This window comes from Helicobacter mehlei, assembly GCF_007280785.1.
GTDB classification, from domain to species: domain Bacteria; phylum Campylobacterota; class Campylobacteria; order Campylobacterales; family Helicobacteraceae; genus Helicobacter; species Helicobacter mehlei.
The window spans coordinates 14,385-29,805 of sequence record NZ_VKGC01000017.1; the positions used below are offsets into that span (position 1 = coordinate 14,385).

The window sequence follows — 15,421 nt, forward strand, 5'->3', positions numbered from 1 at the left end:
ACCATCCTTTGCTAAGATAAACCCGCATTATAGCAAAAAAACACGCTTAAGAATCCTTGTCAAAATTTATACGCCACTTCAAAGCGGGCGTTAAATCCGGGTTGCGCAATGGCGCGCACGACTTTATCGGTCGCCGGATCATCGGGGCTCATGATAAAGGGGGAGGCTTGATCGACATAATATTTGTTGAAAATATTGTTAAACACGGCCGAGAGCAAGAGCCCTTTAAAGCGTTTGAAGGGCATATCCCAATTCACATACAAGGAATGCACGCCATAGCCGGGTTTGTGCAATTTGACTAGCCCAGGCCCATAACCGCCCTCATAGTTGGGGGCATAGATGTCATAGCCCAAATAATCTAAATTGGTTACAAAACGGGCTAGCCATGAGATATTGAGACCGGCACGCTTGAAGGTGTAATCAGCTTTAGCGATGATCACATTCCCCGTTGAGGCGGCTAGCTCATAGCTATCAGCCAGCAAATGTCCCTTGACAGTAGGCCAGCTCCTAGAGACAGCCACATCTAACATAAAACCCTTATATTTGAAAGTCCCGCCTACTTCGTAGCCATAAATTTGGATCATAGGCTTGAGATTACCCACTACCAAGACTTGGGCGTATTGGTTGATAAAGTTGCTAATGGTTTGGTAAAACCCAGCCGCACGCCCGCTAAAATACTTGCTTTGCCAATCGATATTAACCTCACTATTTTGCCCCACTTCAGGTTTGAGATTTTTCACATAACGCAAGTCTTGTTGGCGCATATACACTCCATCCCCGGGCAACGCCCCCCGGGTTACATAGGCATAGGAAAGTTTGATGCTCAAGGATTCTACCGGGTTGATCACCAAAGCTACACTCGGGCTAAATCCCTGTGTAACATGGAATTGCCAATCCTTGTCATAAAGGGTATAAACATCATAGCGAGTCCCCGCCCCCAAAGTCACGACCGGGTGGAAAGTGTAGTTGGCTTGGATATAACCCCCGTAAATATTCCCATTAGACTGCCCTCTTTGGCATAGGGGCTTGTTATCGCCGTAGTCTTTGACCTCAATATTATAGGAGCAATCTCTAATGATGGCAGACTTGGGGATACGGGCATCAAAGATACTCAAGTTTTGGTAGTTAAAGCCATATTCAAAGAGGTTATTGTTTAGGGCATTGATAGTGTGGGCAACCTTGAGATTAACCCCGGAGTTGTTTAAAAACACATTACGCGCTTGGGATGCGGGCAAATCTACATCTTCATAACTCTTCACCACGCTCCCATCTAAAAAATGCAAACCATTAGGGGCTTGGAGCAGTGTCCCCTTGGGGTTAAAGAGGGGGTCAAATTTGCCATTGCGGATACTCGCATAAGCAGTAATATCCAATTTGGGATCGCCAAATTTGCTCCCTGCTTCCCGCACATACTTTAAAGACACATTGTGAGCGACATTCACGCTATGGAATAAAAACTTAGTGAAGTCGATCGAAACGAGCGGATCATCGGGGTCTTGGGCAACACCAATCGCATTAGAACGCAAAGGGCGGGTGGCGGAGTCGCGAGTCATGTTATAGCTCAAGGTGAGCGTATCTCTTTCGCTGATATAGCCATTCATTTTCACCATGATATTATTTTGTTCGCTGGGCGTGCCAATTTCTTTGTCTTGCGCGGTGGGGTGGAAAAGATTTTTAAAGGCATAATTGCCATTGCGGTAATAAAAAATATTTTGGTGGGTGTAGTAGGCGAGCACATCGATATAAGTCCCCTGCCATGCGATCGTGGCGTTTTCACGATCCCCAAAGTTTGTAAAAAACGAGGCTGAAGCCGAGGCGGCGTAACTTTTACCTTTGGGGATAAAATCGGCCGCCCCCTTGGTTTCCATTGCAATCGCTCCGGCCATTGCTCCGGGCCCCGCACTGGCGTTAGCTGCCCCCTTGGTAACAATTACACTCTTAAGCATTTGGGGATCGATCACCGTATTGCCTTGGTGGTGGTAGATATTGCCATTTTGGGCCGCCCCATCCACCGTAACCCTCAAAAGGCGATCTTCAATGCCCCGCACATAGATTTTCTGCCCCATCACGCCCCCGCCACCGACATTCACATCTGGATTTGTGCGGAACATATCATCAACTTGGTTGCTCTGCCTTTGGGCTAGTTCCTTAGAACCCACTACAAATTCATTATTGTAAGTGAAAATGCGCTCCCCCTGCGTGGTAACTTTGCTCAAGGTGTGTTCTTCTTCTGCGTTTAAAGCAACAAGAGAAACTAGCATCGCCACCAACGGGCTAAAACCCGATTGTCTATTTGTTTTATGCATTAAAGGAACTCCTAGAAGTCTTATTTTTTGAGCGATATTTATATAGTAAGAATTATAAGTATTATCTTAATCTGTGTGAATCATACTCAACAAGCGTATCTTTATAAAAAATTTAGCAAGGATTGGGTAAAAAGCCCTTATCAAATTCTGATCCCAAAGGTGAAGCGTGTCTTTATTAGTCTCTCAAGAATGTATTGCGTGCGATGCGTGTCGCGAGGAATGCCCCACAGAAGCCATTGATGAAAATGACCCGATTTACAGCATTGACCCCGATCGTTGCACCGAATGCGTGGGTTATAGCGATGAACCTGGTTGCGTGAGCGTGTGTCCGGTCGATGCTATCGTGCCCGACCCCCATAACGCAGAAAGCCCCGAAGAACTCCAACAAAAATATCAGGCCTTACAAGACGAAAATTAGCCATGGCAAAGATCACGGCTGTCATTGACATCGGGTCTAATTCGGTGCGCATGGCAATTTTCAAAAAAACAAGCCAATTTGGGTTTTATTTACTCTATGAGATCAAATCCAAAGTGCGCATTTCACAGGGCACTTATGCCCGCAAGGGAGCATTGCAAAAAGCCCCCATGAAGCGAGCATTAAAAGCCTTGAGCGAGTTTAAAGAGATCGCCCAAAAATACAAGAGTCGTAAAATCCTCTGCGTGGCGACCAGTGCGGTGCGTGATGCGCCCAACTCTAAGGAATTTGTCGCTTTGGTGAAACGCTTATGCGATCTGCAAGTTAAGGTGATTGATGGCTATAAAGAAGCCTTTTATGGGGGCGTGGCGTGCGCAAATTTATTGCACCATAAAGATGGGATCACCATTGATATTGGCGGGGGGAGCACAGAATGCGCCCTGATTGAAGATGGCAAGATTAGAGATTTGATCTCGCTCAATTTGGGCACGATTCGCCTAAAAGAACTCTTTTTTGACAAGCACCTCAAAGCTGGTTTGGCTAAAGACTTTATTAGAGAGGAGATCAAAAAAATTCCCGCTCATTTCAAAACCACCCATATTTTTGGCGTGGGAGGCACGATCCGCGCTTTGGCTAAGGTCGTGATGCAACACAATAACTACCCCATCGATGTCATCCATGGCTTTGAGATGGGTGTTAGGCAAAATTGGGCTTTGATGCAAGAGATCATCCACACTCCCGAAGAGGATTTAGAGGGCTTGGGCGTGAGTGCGGATCGCCAAGATACCATTAGGAGTGGGACTCTCATTTTTACCATGCTCTTGGAGCATTTCAACGCCCAAATGGTGGTAACTAGCGGTGTTGGTGTGCGTGAGGGTGTGTTTTTGAGCGACATGCTCAGAAACCACAACTACACCTTCCCCAACAATATCAATCCCTCGATCTTGTCCTTGTTGGATCGCTTTTTGCCCCACTCCAAGCACAGCCAAGAGGTCAAAAAAGCGTGTAGTAAACTCTTTGAAGTCTTAAAACCCCTGCATGGCATTGAGGACAAATACCTCTACCACCTCAAAATCGCCGGACAACTTTCCAGCATTGGCAAGGTTTTAAACTTTTATGATGCCCACAAACATGGGGCTTATTTGAGTCTGCACTCTTTGAGCTATGGATTCTCACACCAAGATCGCGCCATTATCTGCTTGCTCGTGCAATTTAGCCATAAAAAAATCCCTAAAGATAGCAATATTGCCCACATTAATTCTATCATGCCCCCAATCTTAACCTTGCAGTGGCTCAGTTTCATCTTGGGGCTAGCCGAAGCCCTTTGTTTAATCAGTGTCCCCAAAGACACGCAATATAGCCTCAAAAATAAAACCCTCAACATCAAGAGCCAGAAAAATTTTTATCTCTGCCAAGAGGCGGTCGCCAAGCTTGCCCAACCCATCCCTCTAAGCATTGAATTTACATGAACATTGCTATTATTAGGCTTTCAGCGTTGGGCGATGTGGTGGTGAGTGCGGTGTTTTTGCCCTTTATCAAGGAACATTACCCAGAGGCACGGATTCATTGGTTGATTGATGAAGCCTTTGCCCCTCTGCTCAAAAACTGCCCCTACATTGATGCATTACACGCTCTGCCCTATAAAAAAACCCTGCGTTCTAAAAACCCCTTTGCTATTGGGAAGTTTTATCGGGGTCTGCGCCATTTGGGGCTTTTTGATCTCATCATTGATATGCAGGGCTTGCTCAAATCTGCCCTCATTGGGTTTTTTTTGGCTAAAAAATCCCCAAAACGCTTTGTGGGCTTTGATGCGCGCTCCATTAAAGAACCCCTAGCCAGCCTCTTTTACACCCATAAGGTGCCAATTCCCTACCAAGAGCACATTTTAAAGCGCAACCAACGGGTGCTACAAGAGGGCTTAAGCGTGCTCTACCCCCACCAAACTTGGGAACAAACCCTGAATAAGCGCCACCTAGCCTTTTTTTGCCCCCCCAGTCCTCACGACTTAGGCACACAACCCTGCGTCTTATTCGTGCTGGAGAGCTCCAAGGCAACCAAGACTTACCCCCTAGATCGTTTCTGTGAATTGGGGCTTTTATTGAAAGATTGTAGCTTAAGCGTGGCGATTTTGTGGCATGCCCACCCCCAAAATGCCCAAAAACTCCACCAAACCCTAAGCCCCCACCTACCCACGATTTTACTCCCCCGTATGGATTTAGAGCAGGTCAAAACCCTCGTTTCATCAGTTAGTGTGGTGGTGGGCGGGGATACGGGCATTGTGCATTTGGCTTGGGCACTTAAAACCCCCTCTGTTACACTTTATGGCAACACCCCCCCCAAGCGTTTTAGTCTTGAGGGCGCGCGCCATATCTCTTTGTGTGGCAACCCACAGGCCAATTACCATAAAAAGGATTTTTCAATCCAAAACATCCTCCCCCTTGCGATCAAGGACGCGATTTTGCAGGTATTAGAAAGGTCATCATGTTAAAAGAAGGGTTGCTTAGAGAATGGCGTATTTTTTGTATCCACATTGTGGAGTGGTCGGTTAATTGTTTAGGCTGGATTTTAGCCAAAATGCCTCATAGATGCTTTGTGGGCTGTGTTAAGACTTTGGGGTTTGTGATGTTTAAACTGGATAGACGGCGTTATTTTGATGCTAAAGCTAACTTGGATTTTGCCTTTGGGGATAGCAAGAGCGAAGCAGAAAAACGAGCCATTATCCAGCGCGCTTATTGTAATTTTGCCTTCATTATCCTAGAGAGCGTGCGGGTGATCTTCTTGCCCAAGATTCAATACGATGCCCGCTTTACCCTCATCGATCAACAAAATGTTTTAGATTCCTTGGCACAAAATGGACAGGCAGTGGTGATGGGCATGCACTTTGGCTACTGGGAAGCGGTGGGCACTTCTTTGGCACAATATTATAGCCACTATAAGCGGGGCTGTTTGGGGCGTTTGACTAAATTTGCCCCCATTAACAACATGATCATCAAGAGGCGCGAGGCTTTCGGGGTTAAATTCATCAATAAAATCGGGGCATTTAAAGAACTTTTGAAAATTTACAATCAAGGTAAGGGTTTGGTGGGTATTTTGATCGATCAAAATATCTCACCCAAAGAGGGTGTTGTGGTGAAATTCTTTGGCCAAGAGGTCACCCACACCACGATTGCCTCCATCCTCTCAAGGCGTTACAATATTGACATTGTGGCGGTGATCATTGATTTTAATGAGGATTATAGCCATTTTACAGCCACCTACTACCCCCCAATCCGCGCTAAAAATACTGAAGATGCCCAAGCCGATATTTTAGAAGCCACCCAAGCCCAAGCCACTTTGAGCGAGCAGATCATTAGGGAACACCCTGAAAGTTGGTTTTGGTTCCACCGCCGTTTTAAAAGCACACATCCAGAGATTTATAGAAGAGTCCTCCCTTAAGAGGCGGGTTATCGTTTTAGCAAGATCATAACTGGAGAATAACCCTTTTGGTTTGCCCTATATGGGGCAATCAGTCTTTCTCTCCCTTGTTTCTTTTAAGATACCATTTTGGCAATTTTTCAAGCACATCACAACCAGAAAACATATCCATCATTTTACCAACACTGGATACATCCCAATTTTCTAAAGACTGGTTAAATTCCAAACACCCCAAAAACATCTTATGCATGTTTGTAACCTTAGACACATCCCACTTTTCCAAAGGCTGGTTGAAGTAGATACACACACGAAACATCGAATGCATATTAGTAACACTGGATACATCCCAATTTGAGATGTCATGGTTAAAGTATTTCAAACCACAGAACATCCCCGCCATATTTTTGACATGGCTAACATCCCAAGTCTCTAAGCCTTTGGAGTTTTGGCATTCAAAATCTGCGTTGAAATTAATGCCGCCATCCCCATCAAACTCATGGTTGGAAAACACAAAACTCATATCCTCTACCGCATGCACATCAATCTCGCCCAAATGCACACTCTCATCTTTTACAAGTGCTTTAAGTGCGGCATTTGTCTTGGGGAAGTAGCGTTTAATCATCTGATTGGACATCTTGTTACCCCTGTGTCAATCTGGGCTTAGCAAATCCTTATCGATTTAAAGGCAATTACTTGTTGAGGATTTCCATAAATTTGTCTTCTAAAAGCTTCCTTCTGTCCTCTATAAAACCACCAAAATTCTCCAGCGATAAATCCACATTGGGGATCAGATGCCTTTGTAAAAAGCCCTCTCTATTTTGTCCGCAATTCTCATTGACCCATCGTTCTAAAGGTTTGTCATTTTTGGACTTGTTTTCATGTTCATCCAACATTTGGAGATTCACAAGGGAGTCGTAAATTTCAAAGGGCTTAAAATCCCCTTGCTCAGAGAGCTTTTGGTATTTTGCATAGGCACTTTGGGGGTGCAAGTGATCCTTGTGAAACTTGTGGCTGTAGTCTAGGTTAGGGTAGAGCAAGGCGAGCAAAGCGAAGGTTTTAGGGTCTTTGGAACGCACAAACAAGACATTATTCTCTAAAAACTCTGAATCCACATTTTGGTGGTATTTGCCCTCTGTTTCGATGGCTTTTTGGGGGAAGGGCATGTTTGCTTGGTCAAAATACACGCCACTTTGGGCATCAAATTCTTTAATGAAAGCCCTGCGCATGTTAGATAAGGTTGTGTCGCTACTTGCCCCTAAAGGTTTAAACACAATGGCGCGTAAAACCCAAGTCTTCATGGAGGCTCTGTTATCCTGTTGCCCTATGGAATGGACAATGTGGTCGCTCAAATTTTGGTGGTAAATGTAATAAACAAGGGGCAAGGCTAAATTATAGGCCCCAAGTGTTTCCCCACTCAAGCCAAAACTTTTGAGCAACTCAAATGTTTCCAAGAAAGCAACTTTAATCGCTTTCCATTTTTGCTCGACCGCTTGGATAAAACCGCTACCAAAACTTTTAATTTGGTAGCGGATGTCGTTGTGGAACAAAAATAAAAAGCCCTTTAAAATCAAATCCTTACTGGCATTCTCAAAACCTTTATTATTCTTGATCTGATCCACTAAATCATGGATTTCTGTCCGCGCATCAATCTCTTTCCAATTGGCAATGGCGACACTGAAGAGAATGTCAGCATATCCCAACGCTGTTCCTCCAGAATTGATGCGGATAAAGATATTCACCGCTTTTTCTGGGTTTTGATCTGTCTCCAAATAAAAATTAATCTTGGATTGGTCGGGTGTGTTAAAGATCAATGTGAAGAAATCCAATAGCCGTTTGCGTTCCTCTTTATTAAGCCCTTGCTCTATCGCAAAATCTAAGGCTTCATCCAAGTTTTTGAAATCATAGACCGCCCCACATCTAAACCATTTTTGCCCATGTTCATCTACAAACATGGGTTGCGTTTTATCACGCTCGAGCCACAAAAATTCATATTTCACATCAGAAAGTTGTGTGGGTCTGCTTTGGGTGAGATTAAAATACAAATAGTTACTGGTGAAGTTTTTATCTTCATTTGTCCATTTCTTGTTGCGTTTGTGGATATCGTAACGCCCAAATAGTCCCAAGTAAAGAGAAGTGAGTCTTTGTTGCCCGTCCAAAATGGCGTAAAAATCCTTATGCCCCGCGGTTTCAAAATGTTGGTTATGGACTTTATGCACGGGTCTAAAATGTTGCAAAAAGTCATAAAACTTCCAAGATTTCTTGCTCTCATCCTTGACTTCCCAAAAGAGCATCGAGCTAATGGGGTAACCACGCATTAAGGAGTCAAATAATCTAGCCACTTGTTCAGGTCCCCAAACATACTCCCTTTGGAATGCGGGGATCAGGTACTCTCTGCTCTTAATCTTTTGCATCGCCTCATTAATGCTAACAGGGGATTGGAAACCTGCCATGTTTTACTCCTAGACTTTTTGCCAATTCTAGTGCTCCACCAATAAAAAATTCCTTAGTAAGTAGCAATTCTGTGATCCTCCATAGAAAGCCCATATTGAAAATGAATTGCACGAAGGTGGGCGAGAATTTAGCTGTTGCCCCCATATCATTTTTAGGGTTATTGATATCTTGGGCTTGTCGGGCGTAGTTTTGATTCATGGTTGAGCAAGTTTGGTTTTATTATTAGGATTGGTTGTAGTCCATTGGTAATTATCCGGAGTGGTGCTTTTACCCATTAACCAAGAACTCCCCCCAATCATCACGCCCGCAAAAACCCCAAAATGCGTTTATGCCTTTCATAAAAGTTGAAAAGGGCATCAATATCCACGCCGTAAAAAGATTGGCAGAGGTTTAATTGACAATACTCCAGTTAATAGAACTGAAATTCCACACATACAAAGCGTGTGATCTCCTCACGACCAAAGAGGTACGCCTAGTAGAAAATGTCGGGGCGTTGCAGTGTATAGGGGTTATTAGGGTTTTGATGCACATAGGCGGGCATGTTTGCCACTCCGGTATACGAAATTGGGTGAGCAAAAGCCAACAGATCATATGAACATTGCCATCAACTCAGTCATAACCCAAACACATGCTCTTGCCTTCTCTGTAATTTTACTCAGCTGGTTGTAATGGCGCAAGCGCATCTTGTATGAGGTGTTGTAAATCCACTAACTTTTCCTTGAGCTCCTCTGCCCTATTGGGATCTCTTTTTGCTATCTTGGCAATTATAGATTCAATCTCGCGAAAACTTGCTTGCTTTTGCTGATTTGCTTGTTTTTCCAAGAATGTAAAGAGTGTGTCTAAATTATTTTTTGTCTCTTCTGTGAATTCGAGATTTGGAGTGTTCTTAAGGGCACTAGAGACTACGGCAGCTATTCCTGTTTTATCCTCACGATCCTTTGATTTGCAACTCCGCAAGCTAAATTTCTCCTGATCCTCTTGGCTAAAAAGAGACTCCAGTGTGGCATTTTCACGAGATCCACCTAAAGCCTCTGTAAGCGTAGCAGTCCTAATATTCAGCTGTTTCGCTTCTTCTTCCATATTTTTGCCTGCTTGATCTCCATCCACAAGTAAGAAAGGATAATTAATGTCCAAGTCTTCAATAAAATTGCCAAGGGCTTCAACTTTCTCCTTTATTTCCTTGTTATTTCCACCGACCCCTCCAATGGGCAGGAATATGAATTGTGTGAATTGTTTTTTATCCCCCCTGTAGTTTTTCTGGTAAGCACCAAAGATATTATAATCCATGATACCCTCAACAAAAATCACCCTTTTATCCTTAAGGTGGAGTTTGGGAGTGCCAAGAGCCTCAAAGATTTCTTTTAAGGTATCGACTTTTCCATAGCTTGGCTGATGCAGGACAGAAAAATCATTAGCGATCCACGATCCCCTAGCCCCCTCTTTTGTATTTCTAACCACCATCCGCACCTCATTTAGATGATCCATGTCTAGCATATTAGGCGAGTGGGTGCTCACAATGAAAGTGATGCCCCGCCCTATTCCAAAGTCTCTAAGAAAACTCCCAAACTTTTTTTGAGCAGGGATACTTAGGCTATTTTCTGCCTCATCGATGAGCACAATATCGCCCTGTCTAATCTCATCCTTGTAGAGAAAATTAAAAAAGAAATGGAAGAATTTCTGAAATCCTTCACTTTGGCTATCTAGAGAGACAAGAGCGGGACTATCGTTCCTATCTTTGTTCTCGTACTTGTAGATATCAAACCCTACATCACCACCATCTCCAAGGCTTATCCCAAAAGCATAAGTCCCAGCCTTCTCATAGAGCTCATACATCGCATTAAATGGCCCATCAATTTTCTGTTTTATACGATCACAAATTTCTCTTTCTGCCGATCTTAAAGAGTTTAATTTTCCTTCTTCTAGCTTTTCTCTGTAGGCCTCTGTAATTGTGCTTGGTTTTTTATCCAAAACTTTAAATAACATTTTAAAAAATGCGGATTGTTCTACCCCCTGATAATTAATCCGCAACTCCTCATCTTTTACCTTGACCTCCTCATAAGCAAAAATTTTAGGAAAGGCAATGCCGGTCCCCTGAAAATCCCTATCATCACACTCTACTCTATCCAAACCGACCTTTTTTTTGTATGGCTTAAGCGCCACATTTTGATCTGTCTGTTTTTTAACTCCCGGCACATCGCCTTGTTTAAGCAACTCTTTTAATTCGGAAAGATTACCAGAACCACCAACACTAACCCTCACACCGGTTAGGCGTTTATCTCCTGTTTTGATATCTCTACCATCCTCAAAGACACGGATACATGCCGAAGAGTCTATTGCACAAGTGAGCACAATCCCGCCAAACTTTTCCAATTTAAAGAATATTGCTTCCCCCTGATCATTTTCACCATAAATGGCTTCGACTGGCTCACTAAACAACTCTTGGTACGATTCATCGTCTATTTTGTATCTTGTCCTAAACCAAGGTTGCTTAAAAAACTTGCTCGCTGGTTCGCGAAACCCAGAGATCGTGAAGACTTCTTTGAGCAAATCTTCATTGACAAGATACTCCACAGACACCCATGTCTCTCCAGCTTTAAGACCGGGAAAGTCAGGTTTATCTCTACCAGTGAGCTTGCCATCTCCCCATTCTGAAATCCCATCCAATACATTGCTCTTCCCCTCATTGTTGGCTCCGATAAGACAGATCAACCCCCCAGTTCCAATCACACCCAGATCAAGTCTTGTTTCGCATGTTTCAGATTTATTAGAACCATAGACCCCCAAATTCCTAAAGTCTTCAAACACAATTTTGCGTATGCCAGTGATACCCATGTTAAACCTTTTATTTTTTTTAATGTAAAGACCAAGATTATATAGAAAATCATATTTAGATGCAAATTTTAAGTCTTTAAGATTAACACTGCCCACAGCTAATGCTGGGGCATTTTGGGATCACCAAAGCTTCCTATTGAATGGACTAAGGGGATGCCCACCTTAACGCAAAAATTGCACACAATAAAAGAAACTGTACACAAGAAACATGAAGAAACCAAAAGCGCGCCTTGCAACGCCGCCTTTTAGAGCTCAAAAAAAAAGGACACGACATCTATTTATGCATTGAAACCTCCATGCGCCGGGGCTTTAATGATGTATTTGCACCCAAGAGCAAAGCTACACCACGGGGCTTTTTGGATTGCTTTTTAATGCCTCCCCCACACCCTTAAGTGATAAAATGAAAGTCCATTTGGGGGGATTCCAAGATTTACAAGGCCTACCAAGCGGCCGAGGACATTTTTAGATTAACCAAGCAGAGCGAGCAACAAGAGGCCTTTATTAGGGCCATACGCGCCGATGAGAGCGGGACACCCTGCGCTCTTAAGCTGTCCTCAATGTGCATTAATTGGCTATTGAGTTGCCCCTTATGTTCCACCACAATCGCCGCTCTTAAAAAGTCGCCAATAGCGGTTATATCCCCTTGCTTGCGTTTAATCTTGCTCTCAATACTCCCCACACTCTTAAGCAAATTCCCCGCCTCTAATGTGCTACTAGGCTGGCTTAATCCCTCTAAGAGTTGCTTAAAACCCTGCTCTTGCTCTTTGGCTTGGGTGTAGAGGGTTTGGGCTTGATTCTTAAGTTCTGGGGTGGTAGGGTTGGTATGCGGGTTCAAGCCTGAATCGCCCGCTCGGCTAGTAAAGGCTTGGATAAGGCTAGCGTTTTATTTTGTCTTGCAAATATTTTTCACGCAACTTGGGTATAAATGTACCTTATACTAATAAAGGAGATTAATGGATATATTTAGCCTTAAAGAATATGTTGGTTGGTTTGTGCGGGTTGTGAGTAGCCCAGAGGGCATGGTTGAAGAAGGCATTTTTGTGGGTTACGATGGCCCTGCCTACGACCCCGAAGAAGAGGAAGATGTTATTTTACTCCACACTAGGGCTAAGAATGGGGGCTTTCGTGATTATGTGGTATATAGAGCCCAAGACATCGCGGAGTTCATCCCCATACGAAAGGCGACTAAGGAGGAATACGAAGCGTGAAGTAACGGCACTTTTTATAAGAGCTAGCAGAGCATCTGCAAAAACTTATAGCTTAGAGAGAGCTAGAAGGTTTGGATCCCCTACCTCAAGGGTCATAGCACACCAATACAACCCGGTAGGGGCGGACCAAACTCACTAAAGACAAGAGATGTGCACAGTTTGTATAAACCTTCCGGCGACTATTGTAAAGCCCGTGGGGGGAGCGTATAATAAAAACGCTTAATCTCAAATTAAACGCCAACGCCACCAAAGCCCTCATCAGAGAGATTGAGGGGGGCTTACCTCCAGATGATGGAGGAGGAGGGGGAGGATTACCTAACCCCCATTTGGGGGATAGTGGGGGTAAAGGGGGTAAAGGGGGTAAAGGGGGTAAAGGGGGTAAAGGGGGGAATGAACCCCCAAGCAGTGATGATCTCCTAGACCCTAACAAGCCTTTAAGAAGAGCCAAGCCTGAAGAGATCACACCCGAGTTTTTAGAGGAGGTTAAAAGGACTAATGGTAAGGTGTGGATGGGGGATTTTGCCCCCCAAGACAAAGGCCTAATGCAAGAATTGGGCTTTGATAGCAAATACCCCGTAAAGATTACTTTTAATGGCGATGCGTTAAAGCATATTGAAAGACGGCATGGGCCTAACTCTATCCACCACATTAAAAACGAACAGCCCGCAATAGGGATTGAGGACATTAAGCATTACCCGCAAGTTGTCAATGAACCAGATATTAGCAAGGTGATAGACAACAAGGATGGGCAAAAGCTTTTAACGAGTGCTAAACAGATTGATGGGTATTTTATGGTGATTGAGACTATCAGCACCAAGAAAAACGAATTGAAGCTAAAAACTTTATACAAAGAGAATGGCGAATGGGGTAAGAACCCTATTTTTAGCGGTATGGGTGAACGACCAAAAAATGGCGAAGACTCGCTAAGCCCACAGCCTAGTGTCAACTTAGACGCACGACCCCAAACCGCTAAGACGGACTCTAACACAAGCCCCCCTTAAAATCGAAGCCAACCCCGCTTTTGGAGAGAATTTTAAAGAATTTGCGCTTAAGGGGAAAGAAGCAGTGGCCAAACTCTTGCAAGAAAAACGCGGGCAAGTAGCCGGGGCGTTTTATAGAGAGGACTTGGGCTATATTGATTTGGTGTGGGGGAGTGTGGAGGGTAAAGGCAAAGAGGCTAGAGGCCTAGGGTTATCAAAAATTATAGAAACATCTTGATGACTTTAAGGGGTTTGAGGGGAGTACAGCGCAAGAGAAATTAGCCAGTGGCTTAGACGAAATCATCAACAAAGGAGAATTTGAGGCGCAAGAAAACACAAGTGCAACGATTAAATATACCAAAGATGGGAATTTGTTTAGGGTAGGTTTAAGGCAAAACTGGATGGGCGAACCCACTAAGAATAAATGGGTGATAACGGCTTACAAAGATGAGCGGGAAGCCTCAAAGATTATCGACTCTAAAGGCTTTACTGAGGGCGAGACTCTGTCCTCAAACCCTAAAGCCGATTCTACCACCACCCCGCTTAAAAAGCAAACCACAGCAAGGGGGAAAAACTACTTAAAGAATCTAAGCCCTAAAGAGCTTGAAAAGGCGGGGGATGAAACTTACCAAGAGTTAAGCTTTTTGGCTAAAAAGCCTCTAAGTTCCACGCCCTTAGCTAAAGAGGAACTTTTTAAAGAGCTCAAGGGTTACAAGCACTTTGGGCACGATTTTACAGAATACAGAGATAAGGGGTTAGAGGCATTAGAGCTCATCGCCAAGAAAAAGCATGGGCAAGTGAGTGGGGCTTACTATAGAGCAGACTTAGGCGCGATTGGCATAGGCTATCAGTTGCCCCTAAGCAACAACACCCAAAGGGGGTTAGTGGATTTATTGGCAGGTCGGGGGGTTAGGGACACAGAGGCCAATATTTACTATTGGGGCAAGCCGGCATTGGAGCCCTTTGTGGGCAACACAGACAAAGAAAAGATTTTAAGAGCGGTGGATAAAATCATCAAAGAGGGCACTTACAGCCTAGAAGAGGGGCACCACATGCTTAGCCTAGAGTTGCCTAATGGGCAATACAAGCTAGAACTCTTCCCCTTAAGCCTAGAGCAACCTAGCCACTTCTACCCCACCAGTATTGGATATTACAAAAAGCCTAGGGTGGAAGAGTCCAAGGGGTTTAACCAAGCCGATTAAAATGTTATTTGATGGAAACGCGTTAAAACACATTGAAAAAAGACATGGGCCAAATGCGCCTTTAGTTGAAAGTAGCGGGCAAGCCGCCATAACAAGGGAGGATATAGCGCATTATCCGGAAATCATAAACAATGCTGATTTAATGCGCATAGAGGACACTAAGGACCATCAAAAGGCTTTAGTTGTTGGCAAACAAATTAATGGGTATTTTATTGCGGTGGAAATTATTAGCCAGAAAAACAACACACTAAAGTTCAAAACCATGTGCAAAGGAAACGGGAGACTAGAAACAGAGTCCATCTTTAAAGATGGTGCGCAAATACGACTATCCAAAGATAGCACCGCCCCCTAGTTGCAAAGACTAGTGTTGCTTAGACGCATCGTGCACACCACCAAACGATCCTACGATAACCAACTGAATACACCCTTAAGGAGCTTTGCCCATGCTAACCCCCTATCTTAACCAAGTTTTTAACGCCGATGCGTTAGGCTTTATGCAGGGCTTGCCTGATGCTTGTATAGATTGTGTGTGTATGGATCCGCCCTATTGTAGCGGGGGGGTAAAAAGCTTGAACGCACGCAATGCGAGCACCAATAAGAAGTATGTTGGCAA

The 15,421-nt window shown here is 44.1% G+C and carries 11 protein-coding genes and 2 pseudogenes; 8 read left to right on the forward strand and 5 right to left on the reverse strand.

Features of this window, described 5'->3' with window-relative positions; translation table 11 throughout:
• Nucleotides 1-59: 59 nt before the first annotated feature.
• Nucleotides 60-2,228: pseudogene (locus tag FNE76_RS06260) on the reverse strand (TonB-dependent receptor); the annotation flags it as partial.
• Nucleotides 2,229-2,472: 244 nt separating this feature from the next.
• Between FNE76_RS06260 and FNE76_RS06265 the strand changes: the two are divergent.
• From FNE76_RS06265 to FNE76_RS06280, 4 genes are read left to right on the forward strand one after another with little or no spacing between them, the layout of a single operon-like run.
• Entirely contained in the window at nucleotides 2,473-2,724 is a 252-nt protein-coding gene (locus FNE76_RS06265) for a YfhL family 4Fe-4S dicluster ferredoxin (RefSeq protein ID WP_120948438.1), read from the forward strand.
• Between the two features lie 2 nt (nucleotides 2,725-2,726).
• Nucleotides 2,727-4,190 (forward strand): Ppx/GppA phosphatase family protein, encoded by a 1,464-nt coding sequence (locus FNE76_RS06270; RefSeq protein WP_120948439.1) that lies wholly within the window; start codon nucleotides 2,727-2,729, stop codon nucleotides 4,188-4,190.
• Entirely contained in the window at nucleotides 4,187-5,209 is a 1,023-nt protein-coding gene (gene waaC / locus FNE76_RS06275) for a lipopolysaccharide heptosyltransferase I (protein ID WP_120948440.1), read from the forward strand. The genes FNE76_RS06270 and waaC overlap by 4 nt, the downstream gene beginning before the upstream one ends.
• Nucleotides 5,203-6,156 carry a lipid A biosynthesis lauroyl acyltransferase gene (locus FNE76_RS06280; protein WP_120948441.1) on the forward strand — a complete coding sequence of 318 codons (954 nt, stop codon included), beginning with the start codon at nucleotides 5,203-5,205 and terminating at the stop codon, nucleotides 6,154-6,156. The genes waaC and FNE76_RS06280 overlap by 7 nt, the downstream gene beginning before the upstream one ends.
• A 70-nt stretch (nucleotides 6,157-6,226) precedes the next feature.
• Here FNE76_RS06280 and FNE76_RS06285 read toward each other — a convergent pair whose 3' ends face one another.
• From FNE76_RS06285 to FNE76_RS06305, 4 genes are all read right to left on the reverse strand, one after another.
• Nucleotides 6,227-6,769, reverse strand: coding sequence for a BspA family leucine-rich repeat surface protein (locus tag FNE76_RS06285; protein WP_120948442.1), 543 nt, complete (start codon nucleotides 6,767-6,769; stop codon nucleotides 6,227-6,229).
• 55 nt (nucleotides 6,770-6,824) lie between these two features.
• Entirely contained in the window at nucleotides 6,825-8,585 is a 1,761-nt protein-coding gene (locus tag FNE76_RS06290) for a DUF262 domain-containing protein (RefSeq protein WP_120948443.1), read from the reverse strand.
• 652 nt (nucleotides 8,586-9,237) lie between these two features.
• Nucleotides 9,238-11,418, reverse strand: coding sequence for an AAA family ATPase (locus tag FNE76_RS06300; RefSeq protein ID WP_143928429.1), 2,181 nt, complete (start codon nucleotides 11,416-11,418; stop codon nucleotides 9,238-9,240).
• A gap of 439 nt (nucleotides 11,419-11,857) precedes the next feature.
• Nucleotides 11,858-12,253, reverse strand: coding sequence for a hypothetical protein (locus FNE76_RS06305; RefSeq protein WP_120948446.1), 396 nt, complete (start codon nucleotides 12,251-12,253; stop codon nucleotides 11,858-11,860).
• Between the two features lie 118 nt (nucleotides 12,254-12,371).
• Between FNE76_RS06305 and FNE76_RS06310 the strand changes: the two genes are divergently transcribed.
• The 4 genes and pseudogenes from FNE76_RS06310 to FNE76_RS06325 all read left to right on the forward strand — a co-directional run bounded on the left by FNE76_RS06310 (nucleotide 12,372) and on the right by FNE76_RS06325 (nucleotide 15,160).
• Nucleotides 12,372-12,626, forward strand: a complete 255-nt coding sequence (locus FNE76_RS06310) for a hypothetical protein (protein WP_235852274.1) — start codon at nucleotides 12,372-12,374, stop codon at nucleotides 12,624-12,626.
• 326 nt (nucleotides 12,627-12,952) lie between these two features.
• Complete coding sequence (locus FNE76_RS06315; RefSeq protein WP_143928430.1) at nucleotides 12,953-13,627, forward strand: PBECR3 domain-containing polyvalent protein; 675 nt, start codon at nucleotides 12,953-12,955, stop codon at nucleotides 13,625-13,627.
• Between the two features lie 154 nt (nucleotides 13,628-13,781).
• Nucleotides 13,782-14,808, forward strand: a pseudogene (locus tag FNE76_RS06320) (putative barnase/colicin E5 family endoribonuclease).
• Nucleotide 14,809: 1 nt separating this feature from the next.
• Nucleotides 14,810-15,160 (forward strand): PBECR3 domain-containing polyvalent protein, encoded by a 351-nt coding sequence (locus FNE76_RS06325; RefSeq protein WP_120948830.1) that lies wholly within the window; start codon nucleotides 14,810-14,812, stop codon nucleotides 15,158-15,160.
• The last annotated feature ends 261 nt before the right edge of the window (nucleotides 15,161-15,421 follow it).